Genomic DNA, 18936 nt, shown 5'->3' with positions numbered 1-18936 from the left:
AGAGCAAATAGTATGTTGTAACTAATAAGATCCCCATTAAAACCCGGCCGAAGCCGGGCAACGGTGTTAGCAGAGCGGTTTAACCGCCGCACGCATTCCCTGTTGCAGAATAGCATCCAGATCCCGCGTAACCTGCTCGACCAGGCCGTTAACCTGCGTAAGATCTTGCTCCCAGTGTTCACCCACGCTCAGTACCGATTTTACCAGTTGGCGGGTAGTGATCTGGCGATCGTGATGCTGTGTCCACAGCTGCTGGAAACGCGCCAGCCAGTGCGCGTCGTCCTGTACCGGGTAACTTTCCCCGTTACGCTCCCCGCGATAAAACGCAATCAGTGCCGCTAAAGCAAACGTCAGTCGCGCAGGCAATGACCCGGTTGCTTTCTGCCCTGCCAGCAGCTGCGGCAGAATGCGGGTGCGGTACTTGGTCATCCCGTTGAGGGCAATCGACAGCAGCTGATGCCGGATGTAAGGGTTACGGAAACGGCCCGTTACCGCACTGGCGAACGATTCCAGCTCATCACGCGGCAAATCCAGTACCGGAATAATTTCCTCATAGATAGCTTTTTCGACAAAAGCGCACACGTCAGCATCGTTCATCGCCTCGCCTACCGTGTCCAGCCCGGCCTGGAAGGCTACCGGTACCAGCGCCGTGTGCGCACCGTTCAGAATGGCGACTTTACGCTCTTTGTAAGGCCGGATGTCATCCACGATCAATACGTTGAGCGGGAACTTATCAAGACGCAGTTCGCTGGCAAGGGAGTCTGGGCCCTGAATCACAAACAGATAGAAGTGTTCGGCGGTATCCAGGAACCCGTCCTGATAACCCAGTTCAGCCTGCAGGGCGACCACTTCGTCACGCGGGTAACCCGTTACAATGCGGTCAACCAGGGTCGAGCAGAAGCAGTTGGCATCGTTCAACCATTCAGTAAAGGCCGTCGGCAGCGCCCACTCCTGCGCGTAGCGCAGCACCAGTTCCCGCAGCGCATCCCCGTTGTAGTCAATCAGTTCACACGGAATGATGACCCAGCCTTTGTCTGGCGCACCGTTAAAATGACTGAAACGCTCGAAGAGCAATCGCGTCAGCTTCGCCGGGTAGCTGACGGCAGGCGCATCTTCAAAGGTGTCGCCCGCGTGATAACCGATCCCCGCTTCCGTGGTATTCGAGAACACAAAGCGCATCTCCGGGTTATGAGCCAGCCTGAGGAACGCATCGTATTCGTTATAAACGTTGATTTCGCGGTTAACGGAACGGATAAGACGTGCATCGCTCACCGCGTCGCCCTTTTCGTTCAGGCCGCGAATGATCGTGGTATACAGACCATCCTGCGTATTCAGCGACGGCGGAAAATCACTTTGAATGGGACGAACGACCACCACACCGGCGTTAAGATCGGTATGTTCGTTTAACAGGTCGATTTGCCAGTCGATAAACGCCCGCAGGAAATTACCTTCACCAAACTGAATGATACGTTCCGGATAGTGTGGACCGGGAAAATCATGACGGTTAAGTGTGTTCACAATGGGTTCCTTTTATAATTAGTCATACAGCCTGATAAGATTGGTACGATAACTTATCAAAACTTTACGACCGGGAACCCTGTTTTGATCAATTCATGATGGAGTTGTGAAAAATAATTATAAGAACTTATAGAACACGGAGGTGGCGGTCATCGCGCCATCCGGCATCAATGCATAGCGCGGGATCTCCCCCACTTTTTGCCAGCCAGCACGCTGGTAGAACGTCTCGGCACCGCTGCCGGTGGACGTATCCAGTACCAGGACCGAAATGCCTCTGGCTCTGGCCTGAACTTCAAGTTCTTCCATCAGGGCCATTGCCGCCCCTTTACGGCGCGCTTTTTCATGGACCAGCAGTTTTGCCACATCCGCGCGATGCGGCTGATTCTCCGGCTGATCGGTGATCAACTGTACCGTGCCGATAACGCCGTCCTGCGGATCGATACTGGCCAGCACAAGACGTTCATTGCGTCCCACGCTCTCAGCAATACCGCGCCAGAAAGCACGCGCTTTCTCCAGGCTAAAGGGCAACATAAAACTGACGGATGCGCCGCCGTTAACGCAGTTTTCGAGGATCGCGGACAACGCATCGAGGTGGGTGAGGATCTCTTCCCGGGTGAGGTTTTTGATGTGCAGTGAGGTATTCATTGTTTTTCCTTACGTTGAATACCGTCACTGTGCAATTAACATCTTATTAACGCAAACGGATCGATCATAGGCTTTTGTTATGTCATCTTTCACGGTGGCGTTGCTGCTTCATGGCATACATCTTTTCATCGGCCTCTTTTAGCCACTGTTGCAGGTCATGGCCATTGTGGTCAAATTCACTGAGGCCCCACGAGAACAGAAGCGACCACGGATGCAGTTTGCGGGCATTATAATTTTCGACCTGCTCGGCCAGATACTGCATCGCAATCCAGGCCCCCTGCTCATCCGTATCGGCGAACAGCACGGCAAACTCATCCCCACCAAAGCGAACCAGCAGATCCGCCTCACGGAAGGAGGAACGCATCAGTTGCGCCATCACGTTCAGCGCCTTATCACCTTCCTCGTGGCCGTAGCGATCGTTTATCTCCTTAAAGCGATCCAGATCCAGCCAGCCGAGGGTTAACGGCTCTGCACGGCGTCGGGCGACGGACAGGGTAAACCGGACGAGCTGATTAAAGCCCCGACGGTTGAATAAGCCCGTCAGTTCATCGGTAGTCGCCGCACTGACGGCAGCAAATTCATCTTCTGCCAGCGCGCCCAGGTCTCCCAGCACGGCAAGATCGGCCGCCGTAAACTCGCGCGGAGAATAATCAATCAGGCAAAGCGATCCGACACTCGCGCCGTCGCGCAGACGCAGCGGGAAACCAGCGTAGAAACGAACGCCGGGCTCACCGGCCACCAGCGGATTATCAGCAAAGCGGTCATCCTGACGCATGTCCCCCACCACCAGCGGCGCTTCGCTGAGGATCGTATGGCCACAAAATGAGATATTGCGCGGGACCGAGTCCGGTGCCTGGCCATCCGCTGACTTCACGATCAGCGAATGCTCATCGATAAGATTGACCATCGCCAGCGGCACCTGGAAAAAGCGTTTTGCCAGACGCGTCAGGCGGTCAAAGGCCGGCGAACTGTCGATTTCAAGCAGGCCTGATTCGCGCAGCGAGTTCAGACGTTCCGTTTCATTTTCAGGGGTTGCAGGTGTTTTCATAACGTCTCCTGACGCAAGCTTTACTAAAAGCGTAGCTTAAACAGAGACATTGTCAGTGTACGAATATCCTGTTCAGACGCTATTTGTTAACGTCACTGGCTCATGACGACTAATGCAGTGATGTTTCGCTGCCGGTGGTTGCAGTAACCTGCTCATCCGACAACCGGGCGCTGGTCCGATTTCGCCCCGCTTTCTTTGAGCGATAGAGATGATCGTCCGCTTCAGCCATCAGCTTATTAAAGACCTCCGTCAACTGCCATGATTCAGATTTACCGCTGCCCAGGCCAATGCTGACGGTCAGATACAGCGTCTGCTGGCGCCAGGTAAACGGATGATGTGCGACGGTGGTTCGAATGCGTTCAGCCAGTTCAAAACCGTGCTGCGCATCCCCGGAGTTCACGACCACCGCGAACTCTTCTCCGCCCATTCGCGCCACCATACCGTCCTCACCGACAACCTGCTGAACCTGCCGGGCAAAGGCCGCCAGTATGCGATCACCGCACTCGTGACCGTAGTTATCATTGATGCTTTTGAAGTAATCGATATCCAGCAGCATGACGGTTAAAAAACGCGAATGCCGGTGCGCCTCTTCTTGCTTTAACGCTTCATAAAGCCCGGAGCGGGAATAGACATGCGTCAGAAAATCATAATCTGCCCGCAGTGACACCTGACGAATCAGTGAATTAATGGCCGCCACGCTGACGGAGACCATCACCGGACAAATAGCCATAGTGGCAATGCCCAGCCGGGCTGAGAACATCATCGGGGTCGAAAGCGGTGTCGCAACGGCAATATTGATAATGGAGTTGGCAACCAGAATGATCTCAACGGCGCCCGTGAGAAACGTCAGTAAACAGGTGACGGGCAGCGGGTAGCGTACCGCACACCAGATAAGCGCCGGCAGCGGGAAACAGAGGCTCCCCGCGCCGCCAATCACCACCGATGCGACCACCGAGACAATCAACGCCATAACCGGGAACAGCTGCTCCAGACGTAACTGAATATCACGCACGGGCAGGCTAATCGTCAGCATACACGGCACAATCAGCACCCCCGTTGAAAACTGCTCGCTAAACCAGTCGGCAAACAGCGGCCAGAAGGTGTGACTGTCGATACCGACCGACCCCACCGCGCCAAGCAAGGCACACAGCAGCGCAGCAATCAGGCAGTAGTTAAACAGACGCAGCGCATTAAGCGGATCGGGGGTTTTCATCAGCCGTTTATCACGCAGAACCAGTATGGCGACCACGACGATAAAAATCATATTCGACAGGTTAATCACCAGCGAGGCCATTCCCCAGCTGGTGGTGACCGCGTCGTACATCAGCATGGCAACATACGCGACCGCGTAGTTATGCAGACGATTCAGATAAGCATAACGGGCGAATACTCCCGCCATAACGCCATTCAGTGGCCAGAACAGCGACAACGCTTCAACCAGACGCAATTCAGCACCCACAAAATAGAATAAGGTGGTGAGAATAAAGATCCACGACGCATTACGCAGCGGAGTATCGGGTTGAAAAAACCTGAAGGCAGAGAGAGCAGAACGCATTAAATATCATTCCGTATAATAACTTATGGCGATTATGTCGATCGTCAGCAGGATCTGAACTAACTTAACCTGCATCTATAACACAAATACAACAGGATCATAACTCGTCAAATTTAGGCGTTCATCTGCAGCACCAGCCAGTGGTGGATCACGCTGACGATATAATGCTGTTGCTGCGCGCTGAGCTGAACACCCTGCGGAATGTTATGCCACTTTGCCAGACAGCCACGACAACAGGTGGCGGTGGCATGCTGAGCGATAAACACCGGATGACCGCGCATGGGCGTCTGTTTTCCGTCATTGTTGGGATGGGCCGGTGCAAGACGCCGGGCAACAAAATCGGCGGCGTGCTGGTCAATGGTTTCGGCACCTTTGTCCCAGCAGTACTGCCGTTCCTTCGTGCCCAGGCGAAAGCGCGAACGAAAAGGCGATCGCGCCAGGCGGGCAAAAAGCGGATCCAGGGTCGACATCAGTATACGGAACGTCCCAGACGTTGGGTCAGTTTCTCCAGAACTGCCACACCGGCAAGTGAATTTCCCGTTTCATCCAGCTCCGGGCTCCAGACGGCAATCGCCATTTCGTGAGGCACGATTGCCACCACCCCGCCCCCGACACCCGATTTAGCCGGAAGACCGACGCGCCAGGCAAACTCTCCGGCGTTCTGATACATCCCGCTGGTCGCCATCAGGGCATTCACCTGACGCGCCTGCATGGGCGAGACAACATCTTGCGCGAGGTGCGGCGCATGCCCCTGATGGGCGAGGAACAAGAATGTCTGTGCCAGTTCAACACAGCTCATTTCCAGCGCGCAGTAATGAAAATAGTTTTGCAGCACGGTGGCGACATCGTTATGGAAGTTACCAAACGATTTCATGAGCCAGGCGATAGCCGCGTTACGGGCGGAGTGTTCAAACTCCGAGCGCGCCACCACCGCATTGTAGGCAATATCGGCGACGCCCGAGAGCTGGCGGACAATTTCAAGCATGCGCTGGCGAGGGGCGCTAAGACGGCTTTGCAGCATATCGCAAACCACCAGCGCACCGGCATTGATAAACGGGTTACGCGGTTTACCCTGTTCAATTTCGAGCTGAAGCAGTGAGTTGAAAGGCTGCCCGGACGGATCTTTCCCCACGCGGTGCCAGATTTCGTCTTCCTCATACTGGCGCATGGCCGCAACCAGACTGAGTACTTTTGAAATCGATTGAATTGAAAAACGCTCGGTGGCGTCACCGGCCTGGTAACGCTGCCCGTCTACCGTACAAATGGCAATACCCAGCTTATTCCCGCTGACCGAGGCAAGGGCCGGAATATAGTCGGCAACCTTCCCTTTTCCAATTAACGGACGAACCTGCGACAAAATCTCGTCCAACATCTCATTATGGATGACCGCAGCCACACTTTGCTCCTTGCCCTCAGGCTAAAACGGGCTGCGAGTATAACAGAGGCTTATATGTTGCGTCAGGCGCTAAGACGAAAACGCGAAACCGCCTGCAATAAAAGATCGGATTGCTTATGCAGCCGTTCAGAAGCATCCGACGCGTCAGACACCAGCATGTCGGTCTGACGGGAAACCTGATTCAGCGCCTGAAGCTGCCGCGTCATCAGATGTATGCTCTCCCCCTGGCTCAGGGTCGCGACCGAGATCTCATTCAGCAGACTGCTTAAATTAGCCACCAGCCCGATCACCTGCTGCAGATTATCTTCCAGCAGGTTAACGGCCCGGGAACCGTCTTCGATGCCCTGCAAAGAGTGATTGATCAGTGCCTGAATAGTCTGCGTCGAGTGGCTGCTCTTTCTGGCCAGCAGCCCCACTTCCCGGGCGACAACGGCGAACCCGCGCCCGTGGTTCCCCGCATGGGCAGCCTCGATGGCCGCATTCAGTGCCAGAATGTTGGTCTGAAACGCCACGCTGTCGATCATCGCCACGATCCCGCGCATCTCTGACGATCGGTCAACGATCGCCTGCATGGAGGCATTGACGGTTGTCATCATCCGATCGCCGCCCGCGGCTACCTGGCGCGCCTCGTCCGCCCTGGAGCTGGCGAGTTTTGCATAACCTGTATTCCCTTCCACGTGGTTTTCCAGCGCGGCAATGTGTGTCGTCACATCCTCAAGCTCTTTCGCCTGACGAGCCGACTGCAGATACAGCTTCTGGTTGCCCTGTGCCAGAGAGCCTATATTTTCAACCATTTCGTGGGTGGCATTGCTGACCTGGGTCACCAGTTCCTGCAGTCCGTGCTGCAGGGTGGAAACACTGTCGCTCAACTGTCCGATCTCCTTGTTAAAGCGCAGCACGCCTGGCGGTGTACCGGACAGGTCTCCTGCCGCCAGCTGGTTAATGTGAGCAATCAACCGACGCAGCGGCGTAATGACCCAGCGGGACATGCCGAACCACACCAGAATGGCGATGGCAAGTAGCAGAACCGGTGCAATCAGGAAGAGCGTTTGCAGGCCAGAGAGTTGCGCCATCAGACTCTGGCGGCCCTGCATCGCCTGCTTCTCGCTGGCCTGCTGATAGCGGGCATAGTTTTCGTTGAAGTCAGTCTGGAAAGCCTGGGCAGGCACGGCGAAAAAGGCGTCGATCGTGTTGGTCTTGATGAGCCCTTCCGCCTGCTCCTTGATGGCACCGTAGAAAAGCTGGTAGCTGGTGATCAGGGAGTCATCTTTTGGCGGATTGAGCGCCAGCCAGGCGTTCCAGGCCTGCTGAGAAACCGTCAGCGACGCCTGAGCTTCGTCCATCAGGCTGTGCCAGCTTCCTTCAGAGCCGGTCTCTTTATCCTGCATAAACCAGACGCCGGAGCGGTTAAGCAGATCGCTTGCTGCCAGCAGAGACACGCGGGCCAGATCCAGTTTGCTCTGTTGCTGGTATGCCAGCAGATTTTGCTGCTCGTTGCGCTGAGCGTCTTTCAGGGAAGCATTGAGCAAAAATGAAGAGGAGAGTTGCAGTGCGGAGAAAAGACCAATAATACAGAAAATACCGGTCAGCAGGCCAAACTGACGAGGGATGAGGCGCTGCGCAATACGGCGAAAAATTTGCGTTAGGTTCATAATTTTCTTCAGTAACAAGACGTTAGACGCGTGCGAGTCTACGAAACGAAAATGACAGAACCATTGCAGGAAAATGACAACGGCCTTCGTGCTGAAGGCCGTTATCGGAGAGCGAACTAGACTCTGTTCTTCCATACCGTCTGCACGTTACAGAACTCGTGCAGACCGAAGTGGGAAAGCTCACGACCAAAACCGCTCTTCTTCACGCCGCCAAAGGCCACGCGTGCATCGCTGGCGCTGAAACCATTGATGAACACCCCACCGCACTCCAGCTCACGGGAGAATTTCTCCGCCAGCGTATCGTTCGCGGTAAAGACGGTTGCGGACAGACCAAAGTCGCTGTCGTTAGCCAGCTGCAGCGCGTGCTCCGCGTCTTTCGCAACGCTAACCGCCGCAACCGGACCAAACAGCTCCTGACGAAATGCCGTCATGCTGGCAGTGACATTCCCCAGCACGGTCGGTGCATAGTAGTTACCTTCACCGGCGACTTTCTCCCCGCCAAGCAGCAGCGTGGCGCCTTCGGCCAGCGTGGCCTGCACCTGCTGATGCAGTTCATCGCGCAGGTCAAATCGCGCCATCGGGCCAATAAAGTTTTCTTCGCTATCCGGCGTCCCCATCTTCAGGGCCGCCGTCGCCTCGACAAAACGCTGGGTGAAAGCATCAGCGATGCCCTCTTCCACAATAAAGCGCTTAGCGGCGGCGCAAACCTGTCCGGTATTCTGATAACGACCGGCCACGGCTGCTTTCACCGCCAGATCCAAATCAGCATCATTGAGCACAATAAACGGATCTGAACCGCCCAGCTCCAGGACGCATTTCTTCAGTGCTGCCCCCGCCTGCGCACCAATCGCCGCACCCGCGCGCACGCTGCCGGTTACGGTTACGGCAGCAATACGACGGTCGTTGATCGCCTGGCTCACGCCCTCATTCGTGGCATTCACCCAGCCAAAGACACCCTGCGGAAAACCGGCGTCAGCAAATACCTGCGCAATAAGGTCAGCCGAGCCGAGTACGTTTGGCGCGTGCTTGAGCAGATAGCTGTTCCCGGCCAGCAGGATGGGTACCGCGCCACGCAGTACCTGCCAGAGCGGGAAGTTCCACGGCATGACGGCAAGAACAGGTCCCAGCGGCCGGTATTCAATCACCGCGTTCTGGTTTTCTACCAGGGTCGGTTCAGGCTGCAGCATTGCCGGGCCGTGTTCCGCATACCAGTCGCAGAGGCTGGCGGATTTTGCCACTTCAGCACGCGCCTGCAAAATGGGTTTGCCCATCTCACGGGAGATCATTCGTGCCATCTCGTCTGCACGGTTGCGCAGCGCGCTGGCGAGATCGCGCAGCTTCTGCGCCCGGTCGGAAACGCTTACGCGTCTCCACTGACGAAAACCGGCATCAGCCTGCGCAATTGCGCGTTCAACGTCGTCGGTGCTCGCCCACGGATACGCCGCGAGCGTCTCACCGGTGGCTGGGTTAACAGAGAGGGCATGTGTAGCAGAGGAATAAGTCATGATGGTCTCCACGTAATAACGGTTGATTCATTGTGGCGCACTCTGCTATTTCTTAAAAATGAATAATACTAACCACCTTGTTCACGAATCGAGAATGGCATGGACTTAACTCAGCTTGAAATGTTTAACGCCGTGGCGCTCACCGGCAGCATCACCCAGGCGGCGCAAAAGGTGCATCGCGTTCCGTCGAACCTGACCACCCGCATCCGCCAGCTGGAGGCCGATCTTGGCGTGGAGCTGTTTATTCGTGAGAACCAGCGTTTACGTTTATCCCCCGCCGGGCATAACTTCCTGCGCTACAGCAAGCAGATCCTGGCGCTGGTCGATGAGGCGCGAATGGTCGTCGCCGGTGATGAACCGCAGGGATTATTTGCGCTTGGCGCGCTGGAGAGTACCGCCGCCGTGCGTATTCCGGAAAGCCTGGCGCAGTTTAACCAGCGCTATCCACGTATCCAGTTTGCCCTCTCTACCGGGCCGTCCGGCACAATGATTGACGGCGTACTGGAGGGAACCTTAAGCGCCGCGTTTGTCGACGGCCCCCTTTCGCATCCGGAACTGGAAGGCATGCCGGTTTACCGGGAAGAGATGATGCTGGTCACGCCCGCCGGGCATGCAGAAGTGGCACGCGCCACGCAGGTAAGCGGCAGTGACGTCTACGCCTTTCGCGCAAACTGTTCGTATCGCCGACATCTGGAAAGCTGGTTTCACGCCGACAGAGCCACGCCCGGGCGTATTCATGAAATGGAGTCTTATCACGGCATGCTCGCCTGCGTCATCGCGGGCGCCGGTATCGCGCTGATGCCTCGTTCGATGCTGGAAAGTATGCCAGGCCACCATCAGGTGGAAGCCTGGCCGCTGGCAGAAAACTGGCGCTGGCTTACCACCTGGCTGGTCTGGCGCCGCGGGGCTATGACCCGCCCGCTGGAGGCTTTTATAGCGCTGCTAAACGAACGTCAACCACCAGTGCCTTCTTCATAAACAGGCTCAGCGGGTCATCAACATACGGCGGAAACGCCGGACGTTGCTCATAGCCGCACTGCTCATACAAACGGACGGCGGCATGTTGCCGGATGCCCGTCTCCAGGCGAAGCGTGTGGCAGTGACGGCTCAGGGCTTCATCTTCCAGCGCCGCCAGCAGCATCTCGCCGAGATGTTGCCCGCGATGAGCCGGATCGATATACACCCGTTTCATTTCACCGGTCCCGTCGCCGTTGAGCACCACGGCACCACACCCGACGGCATGAAGCTGCCGGTCCCGAATAATCATCAGGATCAGCGAGGCTGTCGGCAGTTCGGTCAGATCGAGCAGGTGGTTACTTTCAGCGGGATAGAGTTCGCTCTGATAGCGGTCAAGCGCGGCAATCAGATTCAAAATATCAGGGTGATGTGCAGATTCAGCGGTAATGGAATACATGGCGGGCTCCTTGTTGTTTTTATTTCAACATAGCGCAGCCCTGCACACGTGCTTCATACCGTTAACTTATATCAGCATTGCGGTTCAGGCTGACGAGGGTATCTCTTAGCCAGCGGTGTCCTGCGTGGTTATGGCTGCGTTCATGCCAGATAAGACTGACGTCAAACGTCTCTTTCAGCCAGGGGAGTTCCACCACGGTGAGTGGGTTAATGGTTCCCATAATTAATCGTCGGGGCACAAGTGCTACCAGATGGCTCATCTGCACCATGCCGGGAACAAACAGAAATGATGCCGCAGACACCGCAACCTTACGTTGCAACCCTGACTCCGCCAGCATGACATCCAGCGGCGTGGTAAAACCGCCCCCCGAGGGGGACACGATAATATGCTCAAGTTTTGCGAACGCTTCCATTGTCAGTTGGTCGTTCAGTTCAGGATGCTGAGGGCGCCCGATAAGCACGTACGATTCGTCATAAAGATGTTGCGTTCTGAGCTGCGCCTGCGCAGGGTCTGGCGTGGCAATGGCAGCATCAACATCGCCTGAGCTCAGTTGATGGGCCAGTTGATGCGGATCGTAATTCCTGACAGCAATACGCACGCCGGGGGCAATCTCTTGCAGGGTCACAATCAGCGGCATAATGACCGCGGCCTGCACGTAATCAGTACAGGCCAGAGAGACCGTTAGCGAATCGTGCAGCGGATCAAAGTCCTCATGTGATTGCAGCGTATCCCGTATTTTTGCCAGCGCCCCGCCAAGCGTCGCCATCAGCTCTAGAGCTTTGGGGGTTGGCGTCATCCCCCTGCGCCCCGGGATCAATAACGGATCGTTAAACATCCCCCTCAGCCGGTTAAGCTGCGCGCTGACGGCAGGCTGGCTAAGACAAAGCCGGCTGGCGGCCCTGGTGACATTTTGCTCCGCGACCAGCGCTTCCAGAGTCAGCAGCAGGTTTACGTCAGGCTTTTTGGTATTCATAGGATGGATATCATGTAAGAAATAAATCGATTTCACGCTCGCCGCCCGCATTCCGATAATGCACTACCGCAACAACACAGAGCGAGAATGAAATGTCGTATGATAAAAAACCACTCATAACAGTTTTTGGTGCCACCAGTAAACAAGGACGTAGCGTAACCAGAACCCTGCTGCAAAGTGGGCGCTATCGGGTGCGCGCCTTAACGCAAAACACGGACTCTCCTGCGGCGAAACAGCTGGCGGAACGGGGCGCTGAACTGAGGCAAATCACCCTTCAGACGGGCAATGATGCGCATCTGATCGGGGCGTTTGCCGAGTCAGACGGAGCGTTTCTGATGACACCAGGTTTCATCCCCGTATCGACGCAGATGCCAACGGGTGAAACGGCGCTGGGTTACAGGCTTGCAGATGCCGCCGTCAACGCCGGCGTAAAACACCTTGTCTTCAGCAGTCTGGAAAACGTCGAGAGAATAACAGCCGGAACTCTATGGGCTCCTCATTTCAGCGATAAGGGCCGAATTGAGGAGTACATCCGCACACTCCCCGTCAGCGCGTCGTTTATTCAACTGGCGTTCTTTTACACCAATCTGGCCGAATATTATCCGCCGCGTAAAGAAGGCGACGAGCTGATCTTTCCCCTCTATCTCCCGGAAGACGTTCGGGCGCCCTTTGTCGACCCGCTCACGGCAACCGGCCCTGCGGTGCTTGAGATGTTCGATAACCCCGAACACTACAACGGCATGACGTTACCCGTTGTCGGTGAGTGTCTTTCGCCGCGTGAGATGGTGGAAACCTTCACGGAGGTCACCGGCATAAAAGCCCGGTATCGCTCAGCCTACACGCGAGAAGCACTCCTTCACCACTTCCCCGATTTCGCAGACAACGCGGCACTGGTCAGTGAAATTACCGGCATGACGGAATATGCCGTGAACTACGGCTATTACGGAAAAGACCGGGATCTTAACTGGAGCAGAACCATAAACCCTGCCACCTTAACGTGGCGTGAATTTCTGATTACGTCTGGCTGGCAGGGGGAAAAACGAACGTTTGATTAACGCAAGCCACCGTCATTCCCGACAAGCCACCGTCATTCCCGATGATGAAATGACGGTGGCCCATTCCTGGCTTACATCGCCTGGCGTAAATAGATATGCCCTTTCAGATACAGGGTGGCCTGACCGCCGATTAACACCCGGTCCCCCGCCAGCTCACAGCGTAAATCCCCGCCCCGTCGCGAGACCTGGCGCGCGTTCAGCACGGTTTTGCCCAGCTTTTCGCTCCAGTAGGGAATCAACATGCTGTGAGTGGACCCCGTAACCGGATCTTCCGGCACCCCTTCTCCCGGACAGAAGAAGCGGCTGACGAAGTCATATTCATCGCCCGGTGCCGTGACGCAGACCATCTTATCCAGCGGAATCATTGCTGAGATATCCGGCGTAAGGGCCTCTACCTGCTGCTGGTTCTCCAGCACCACCATGTAATCGCGCCCGACACGCACCTCTTTTGCCCGCTCAATGCCCAGCGCGCTCAACAGCAGCGCTGGCGGATTGTCGACGACCGCCGTCGGCCAGGCCGGGAAGTTGAGCGTCAACCAGTCACCGCTGCGTTTTACCGTCAGCTCGCCGACGAAACGGGTGGTGAAGGTGATTTCCGTGTGTGGATAATCAAGGTATTCGAAAATGACATGCGATGCCGCCAGTGTGGCATGTCCACACAGGTTAATTTCGTCAAGGGTAGTGAACCAGCGCAGCTCGAATCCGCCGTCAGTGCGTACGAAAAAGGCCGTCTCAGACTGATTGTGCTGTTGCGCCATGTTGAGCAGCGTCTCGTCCGGCAGCCACTCTTCCAGGGGGCAAACCGCCGCTGCGTTGCCGCCAAACGCCCTGTCGCTGAAGGCATCGACCAGATAGAAATCAATTTCCTGCATTGTCTCTTCCTCTTTTGTTATGGTTATTTAGCGCAGAAAGACGGTGCCTTTCAGATACAGCGAGGCCTGCCCGCTCATCAGCACGCGTGAACCTTTCAGTTCGCAGCGCAGATCACCGCCACGAGCCGACACCTGGCGGGCAAACATCGCTGTTTTACCCAGTTTTTCACTCCAGTAGGGAATAAGCATTGTATGCGCGGATCCGGTGACCGGATCTTCCCAGACGGCAACTCCCGGTGAGAAAAAGCGGCTCACAAAATCATAATCCTCCTCTCCCCGCGCCGTCACGCTGACCTTATGTTCGCCAGGCGTCATTGCCGAGATATTCGGCGCAAGCGCCTCAACCTGCTGGCGGTTTTCCAGAACCACCACCCAGACACGCCCCTTACGGGCTTCTACGTAATGGCCGATCCCCAGCGCCGCAAGCATCGCCGGCGGGGGCGTCTCTTCCTGCGTCGGGCATGCCGGGAAGTCCAGCGTCATCCAGTCCCCTTCCCGGCTAACCGTTAGCTGGCCAGAGGCGGTATCAAAGTGGATACGCGGGTCAGGATAGTTGAGTTCATTAAACAGGACGTACGCGGCTGCCAGTGTGGCATGTCCGCAAAGGTTGACTTCGGTAAGGGTGGTAAACCAGCGTAACTCAATTCCCGCTTTACTGCAGACGAAAAACGCCGTTTCCGACTGATTATGCTGCTGTGCCATTCTGAGCAGTGTCTCATCAGGCAACCATGCGTCTAACGGGCACACGGCCGCCGGGTTTCCACCAAAAGAGGCATTGCTGAACGCATCTACCAGATAAAAATCAATCTCCTGCATTGTCTTACCGCCTGTTTTTGTTGTGATGTTCTTTTATATTCAATGAAAACCATGCCCCCGGCTACCGCTTTTACCAGGTGAATTTTGAGATCTGCATCACATAATGGTTGAGTTTTCGCCGGTTGACGTTTTAAGATCGTCTCCTCTTCTTTTCAGCAACGAATCTCCGACATCGCTATGACAACGAACACAGTTACCCGCAGAGTCGCGTGGCTACGCGTGGTCACGCTGGCAATTGCCGCGTTTATTTTTAATACCACAGAATTTGTTCCGGTTGGGCTGTTGTCTGACATCGCTGAAAGTTTCCAGATGGAAACCGCGCAGGTGGGCATTATGTTGACCATCTATGCCTGGGTGGTGGCACTGATGTCACTGCCGTTTATGCTGCTGACCAGCCAGATGGAACGGCGAAAGCTGCTGATCGGGCTGTTTGCCCTGTTTATCGTCAGCCACGTCCTGTCGTTTCTGGCGTGGAACTTTACGGTGCTGGTCATCAGCCGCGTCGGTATCGCCTTTGCCCATGCCGTATTCTGGTCGATCACCGCGTCACTGGCCATCCGCCTGGCACCTGCGGGTAAACGCGCGCAGGCGCTGAGCCTGATAGCCACCGGCACGGCACTGGCTATGGTCCTGGGCCTGCCGATTGGCCGTATCGTTGGGCAATACTTTGGCTGGCGAACCACGTTCTTCGCTATCGGCATGGGGGCAATGATCACCCTGGTCTGCCTGATTAAACTGCTGCCGAAGCTGCCAAGCGAACACTCCGGCTCGCTGAAAAGCCTGCCGCTGTTAATGCGTCGTCCGGCATTGCTGAGTATCTATTTGCTGACGGTCATTGTGGTCACGGCACATTACACCGCCTACAGCTATATTGAACCGTTCGTTCAGGTCGTGGCCGGCTTTAGCGCCAACTTTGCCACCGTTCTGCTGTTGATCCTGGGGGGCGCGGGCATTATTGGCAGTATTCTGTTTGGTAAGCTCGGCAATCAGCACGCGTCGGCGCTGGTCAGCAGCGCCATTGGTTTACTGCTGGCGTGCCTGGTATTACTCATGCCAGCAGCGGGCAGCGAGGGTCATCTGGCCGTCCTGAGCCTGTTCTGGGGAGTGGCGATCATGATTATCGGTCTGGGTATGCAGGTGAAGGTGCTGGCCCTCGCCCCGGACGCAACGGATGTGGCGATGTCACTGTTCTCGGGGATTTTCAATCTCGGTATTGGCGCGGGCGCGCTGCTGGGAAATCAGATTAGCCTTCACGTGTCGATGTCGGCGATTGGCTATCTGGGTGCCATTCCGGCACTGGTGGCGCTCATCTGGTCCCTGCTCATCTTCCGTAAATGGCCGGTCGCACTGGAAGAACAGGCCCATCACGGGTAGACCGCAGTCAACGTAAAACGGCAACCTCGGTTGCCGTTTTGCATTACCGGGCGGGTGATTAATGGTACGTCTTAATAATCTCCAGCACGCCGTTGATAATAAACTGCACGCCCATACACACCAGTAAGAAGCCCATCAGGCGGGAAATCGCCTCAATACCGCCCTTACCGACCCAGCGCATGATCGCGCCTGAACTGCGCAAGGATGCCCATACGATGATACCAATCAGTGCAAAAATCAGCGGGGGCGCAACCGTGATGACCCAGTCCGGGAAGGTCGAACCATCCCGCACCGTTGACGCGGAGCTGATGATCATCGCAATTGTTCCTGGTCCCGCCGTACTTGGCATCGCCAGTGGGACAAAAGCAATATTCGCGCTGGGTTCGGTTTCCAGCTCTTCGGATTTGCTTTTGGCCTCAGGTGACTCATGCGCTTTCTGCGCAGGGAACAGCATACGGAACCCGATGAAGGCGACAATCAGTCCGCCAGCAATACGCAGACCCGGGATGGAGATTCCGAAGGTGTTCATCACCAACTGTCCGGCGTAGTAAGCCACCATCATGATGGCAAACACATAGACCGAGGCCATCATCGACTGATGGTTACGCTCGGCGCTGTTCATGTTCCCTGCCAGCCCCAGGAAGAGCGCAACCGTCGTTAGCGGGTTAGCCAACGGCAGCAGTACCACCAGCCCCAGACCAATTGCTTTAATCAAATCCAACATAGTGCGTCGTTGTCCTTATCCATGTTTATCACCGCAATTATAGGGTGAAAGTGTGACGTTCAGCCATTCGCTCAACGTAACGATTATTTACGGTCATTAACGATAACCCTTCGTTATCTATTTGAATTGAAAGCATGCAAAAAAAGTTCATGAAACGTTTTAGCAATTCGTGGCATCCGCTGATCCATTCAGTTGACTTATACTTGCCTGAGCAATAATATCTGCCGTGACTAAACTACTTGCCAGGGCAACCATTGTGAAAAGCACCAGTGATCTCTTTAACGACATTATTCCGCTGGGTCGTCTTATTCATATGGTTAACCAGAAAAAAGATCGCCTGCTCAATGACTATCTGTCACCGCTGGATATCACCGCCACGCAGTTCAAAGTGCTGTGCTCCATTCGCTGCGAAGTGTGTATCACGCCGGTTGAGCTGAAAAAGGTGCTCTCTGTCGATCTGGGTGCGCTAACCCGCATGCTCGATCGTCTCGTTTGCAAAGGATGGATAGAACGAAGCCCTAACCCGAATGACAAACGCGGCGTCCTGGTGAAACTCACCAGCGATGGCGCGGCTATGTGCGAGCAATGTCATCAACTAGTAGGACAAACACTGCATCAGGAACTAACAAAAAACTTAACGGCAGATGAAGTGGCAACGCTTGAGCTTTTGCTTAAGAAAATACTGCCGTAAACAGAAAAAGAGGTATGACGATGTCCAGACGCAATACTGACGCTATTACTATTCATAGCATTTTGGACTGGATCGAAGATAACCTGGAATCGCCGCTCTCCCTTGAAAAAGTGTCAGAGCGTTCAGGTTACTCCAAATGGCACCTGCAACGGATGTTCAAAAAAGAGACCGGCCATTCATTAGGTCAATATATTCGCAGCCGCAAGCTGACGGAAATTGCCCAGAAGCTGAAAGAAAGCAATGAGCCGATCCTCTATCTGGCGGAACGTTACGGTTTTGAATCACAGCAAACCCTGACGCGTACGTTTAAGAACTACTTCGACGTGCCGCCTCACAAATACCGTATTACCAGCGTGCCGGGTGAATCCCGATACCTGTATCCACTAAAACATTGTAGTTAATCATCGCCTGTAAAGACGTAACCGAGGAAATCATGAAAGTTACAGCCTCCGCCGCCCTCGCCTTGCTGGTGCTGTTTTCCAGCCAGACCTTCGCGGAGCAAACCCCTCGTGCAACGCAGCAAAATAATCGTGACACGATGATTTTGCCGTCAGCACATGACCAGTCACCTTATGACTTCAACCACATGGGTGCTGGTAGTGACAAATCCGACGAGTTAGGCGTGCCTTATTATAATCAGCACAGCTTCTGATTCGTTTTTGCCCCGCGGATGCGGGGCTTTTTTTATGCCTATCCTCTTGCCCGCGTTACCCGACGCACGCGCAAACCAAACACGTTGATGTACAGCCCGGCCATGATCAGCACGGCCCCCAGCAGCTGCAGCGCACTCAGCTTTTCATCGAGCAACAGCGCGGCGCTGGCCAACCCTACCACCGGCACCAGCAGGGATAACGGCGCCACGCGCCAGGTTTCGTAGCGACCCAGCAGCGATCCCCAGATCCCGTAACCAATAATGGTGGCCACAAACGCCAGGTAGATCAGCGATAAAATGGTGGTGAGATCGATTTCCACCAGGCTTTTCAGCATCACGTCCCGCCCATCAAAAATGAGCGCCGCAACCATAAACGGAACAATGGGGATCAGTGCGCTCCAGACCACCAGCGACATCACCTTCGGGCGCGCCTCATGCTGCATAATCAGCTTGTTGAAGATATTCCCGCAGGCCCAGCTCAGCCCCGCTGCCAGCGTTAACATAAAGCCCAGTAACGCCACGTGCTGCCCGTTCAGGCTGGCTTCTATCAGCACCAGCACGCCGAACACCGCAAGGGTGATCCCTGCCAGCTGTTTACCCTGCAGACGCTCGCCAAAGACAAACGCCCCGAGAATGATGGTAAAGAACGCCTGAGCCTGTAACACCAGAGAAGCCAGACCAGCGGGCATCCCGAACTTAATGGCGCAGAACAGAAACGCGAACTGGCCAAAGCTGATGGTCAGGCCGTATCCCAGTAAGAGTCTGAACGGAATTTTCGGGCGCGCGACAAAGAAGAGCGCCGGGAAGGCCACCAGCAGAAAACGCAAACCGGCCAGCATGAGTGGGGGCATGTTATGCAACCCAAGCTTGATGACCACAAAATTCAGACCCCATACGATGACCACCAGCAACGCCAGCAGCCCGTCTTTTCGCGTCATACTCTGCCCCTGAATGATTAAATTTTTGTAAACACTTCAAGGTAACGAAAAAAACATGCCACGAGAAGATCATTATTTCTGGCAGTCAACTGAAGCACTTACGGATAA

General features: G+C 55.2%; 20 protein-coding genes. 6 read left to right on the top strand and 14 right to left on the bottom strand.

The annotated features are described in order from the left end of the window. Positions 1-66 precede the first annotated feature (66 nt). The 8 genes from BJP35_RS16125 to sad all read right to left on the bottom strand — a co-directional run bounded on the left by BJP35_RS16125 (position 67) and on the right by sad (position 9319). Complete coding sequence (locus tag BJP35_RS16125; protein ID WP_047744652.1) at positions 67-1518, bottom strand: tagaturonate reductase; 1452 nt, start codon at positions 1516-1518, stop codon at positions 67-69. A gap of 117 nt (positions 1519-1635) precedes the next feature. Beyond that, the gene (locus tag BJP35_RS16120) at positions 1636-2163 is read right to left on the bottom strand and encodes a GNAT family N-acetyltransferase (protein WP_047744651.1); all 528 of its coding nucleotides are present in this window, start codon (positions 2161-2163) and stop codon (positions 1636-1638) included. An 82-nt stretch (positions 2164-2245) separates the two neighbouring features. After that, entirely contained in the window at positions 2246-3211 is a 966-nt protein-coding gene (locus tag BJP35_RS16115; RefSeq protein ID WP_014170057.1) for a sensor domain-containing diguanylate cyclase, read from the bottom strand. 109 nt (positions 3212-3320) lie between these two features. Beyond that, on the bottom strand, positions 3321-4766 hold the full coding sequence (locus BJP35_RS16110; RefSeq protein ID WP_047744650.1) for a GGDEF domain-containing protein: 1446 nt from the start codon (positions 4764-4766) through the stop codon (positions 3321-3323). A 113-nt stretch (positions 4767-4879) separates the two neighbouring features. Then, positions 4880-5236: a DUF4186 domain-containing protein gene (locus BJP35_RS16105; RefSeq protein ID WP_047744649.1), complete on the bottom strand. Its 357-nt coding sequence runs from the start codon at positions 5234-5236 to the stop codon at positions 4880-4882. Then, positions 5236-6162, bottom strand: coding sequence for a glutaminase B (glsB, locus tag BJP35_RS16100; protein ID WP_025204200.1), 927 nt, complete (start codon positions 6160-6162; stop codon positions 5236-5238). Before glsB ends, BJP35_RS16105 begins: the two co-directional genes overlap by 1 nt. A gap of 62 nt (positions 6163-6224) precedes the next feature. Continuing rightward, complete coding sequence (locus BJP35_RS16095) at positions 6225-7814, bottom strand: methyl-accepting chemotaxis protein (RefSeq protein WP_047744648.1); 1590 nt, start codon at positions 7812-7814, stop codon at positions 6225-6227. A 116-nt stretch (positions 7815-7930) separates the two neighbouring features. After that, positions 7931-9319, bottom strand: a complete 1389-nt coding sequence (gene sad, locus BJP35_RS16090; RefSeq protein ID WP_041162600.1) for a succinate-semialdehyde dehydrogenase — start codon at positions 9317-9319, stop codon at positions 7931-7933. Positions 9320-9418: 99 nt separating this feature from the next. Between sad and BJP35_RS16085 the strand changes: the two genes are divergently transcribed. Next, positions 9419-10297, top strand: a complete 879-nt coding sequence (locus BJP35_RS16085) for a LysR family transcriptional regulator (protein ID WP_047744647.1) — start codon at positions 9419-9421, stop codon at positions 10295-10297. Here BJP35_RS16085 and BJP35_RS16080 read toward each other — a convergent pair. Further along, a complete protein-coding gene (locus BJP35_RS16080) occupies positions 10251-10733 on the bottom strand; it encodes a GNAT family N-acetyltransferase (RefSeq protein ID WP_086463419.1) in 483 nt (160 codons plus the stop codon). The genes BJP35_RS16085 and BJP35_RS16080 overlap by 47 nt on opposite strands. Before the next feature lie 61 nt (positions 10734-10794). Beyond that, on the bottom strand, positions 10795-11706 hold the full coding sequence (locus BJP35_RS16075; protein WP_236900304.1) for a LysR family transcriptional regulator: 912 nt from the start codon (positions 11704-11706) through the stop codon (positions 10795-10797). A 92-nt stretch (positions 11707-11798) separates the two neighbouring features. Between BJP35_RS16075 and BJP35_RS16070 the strand changes: the two genes are divergently transcribed. After that, positions 11799-12761, top strand: coding sequence for an NmrA/HSCARG family protein (locus tag BJP35_RS16070; RefSeq protein ID WP_047744644.1), 963 nt, complete (start codon positions 11799-11801; stop codon positions 12759-12761). Between the two features lie 71 nt (positions 12762-12832). On the opposite strand, the gene BJP35_RS16065 is transcribed toward BJP35_RS16070, so the two are convergent. Continuing rightward, positions 12833-13633, bottom strand: a complete 801-nt coding sequence (locus BJP35_RS16065) for a PhzF family phenazine biosynthesis protein (protein ID WP_032681016.1) — start codon at positions 13631-13633, stop codon at positions 12833-12835. 27 nt (positions 13634-13660) lie between these two features. Next, a complete protein-coding gene (locus BJP35_RS16060) occupies positions 13661-14449 on the bottom strand; it encodes a PhzF family phenazine biosynthesis protein (protein WP_047744643.1) in 789 nt (262 codons plus the stop codon). A 177-nt stretch (positions 14450-14626) separates the two neighbouring features. On the opposite strand from BJP35_RS16060, the gene BJP35_RS16055 reads away from it, so the two are divergent. After that, complete coding sequence (locus tag BJP35_RS16055) at positions 14627-15823, top strand: sugar transporter (RefSeq protein WP_020884157.1); 1197 nt, start codon at positions 14627-14629, stop codon at positions 15821-15823. Between the two features lie 58 nt (positions 15824-15881). On the opposite strand, the gene BJP35_RS16050 is transcribed toward BJP35_RS16055, so the two are convergent. Next, positions 15882-16547: a MarC family NAAT transporter gene (locus tag BJP35_RS16050; RefSeq protein ID WP_014170045.1), complete on the bottom strand. Its 666-nt coding sequence runs from the start codon at positions 16545-16547 to the stop codon at positions 15882-15884. A gap of 256 nt (positions 16548-16803) precedes the next feature. Here BJP35_RS16050 and marR point away from each other — a divergent pair, with 256 nt between their 5' ends. Genes marR through marB form a run of 3 tightly spaced genes read left to right on the top strand, consistent with a single transcriptional unit; the run spans position 16804 to position 17890 of the window. Continuing rightward, positions 16804-17238, top strand: coding sequence for a multiple antibiotic resistance transcriptional regulator MarR (gene marR, locus BJP35_RS16045; protein ID WP_020884159.1), 435 nt, complete (start codon positions 16804-16806; stop codon positions 17236-17238). 20 nt (positions 17239-17258) lie between these two features. After that, the gene (gene marA / locus BJP35_RS16040) at positions 17259-17639 is read left to right on the top strand and encodes an MDR efflux pump AcrAB transcriptional activator MarA (protein ID WP_008502237.1); all 381 of its coding nucleotides are present in this window, start codon (positions 17259-17261) and stop codon (positions 17637-17639) included. Positions 17640-17671: 32 nt separating this feature from the next. Next, on the top strand, positions 17672-17890 hold the full coding sequence (marB, locus tag BJP35_RS16035; protein WP_014170042.1) for a multiple antibiotic resistance protein MarB: 219 nt from the start codon (positions 17672-17674) through the stop codon (positions 17888-17890). Between the two features lie 38 nt (positions 17891-17928). Here marB and eamA read toward each other — a convergent pair whose 3' ends face one another. Beyond that, the gene (gene eamA, locus BJP35_RS16030; protein ID WP_047744642.1) at positions 17929-18828 is read right to left on the bottom strand and encodes an O-acetylserine/cysteine exporter; all 900 of its coding nucleotides are present in this window, start codon (positions 18826-18828) and stop codon (positions 17929-17931) included. Between the last annotated feature and the right edge of the window lie 108 nt (positions 18829-18936).

Source organism: Enterobacter sp. J49 (genome assembly GCF_002148625.1).
Taxonomy (GTDB): Bacteria; Pseudomonadota; Gammaproteobacteria; order Enterobacterales; family Enterobacteriaceae; genus Enterobacter; species Enterobacter ludwigii.
Note: the sequence above shows the minus strand (reverse complement) of the source record. Positions and strands in the feature narration are given on the sequence as shown.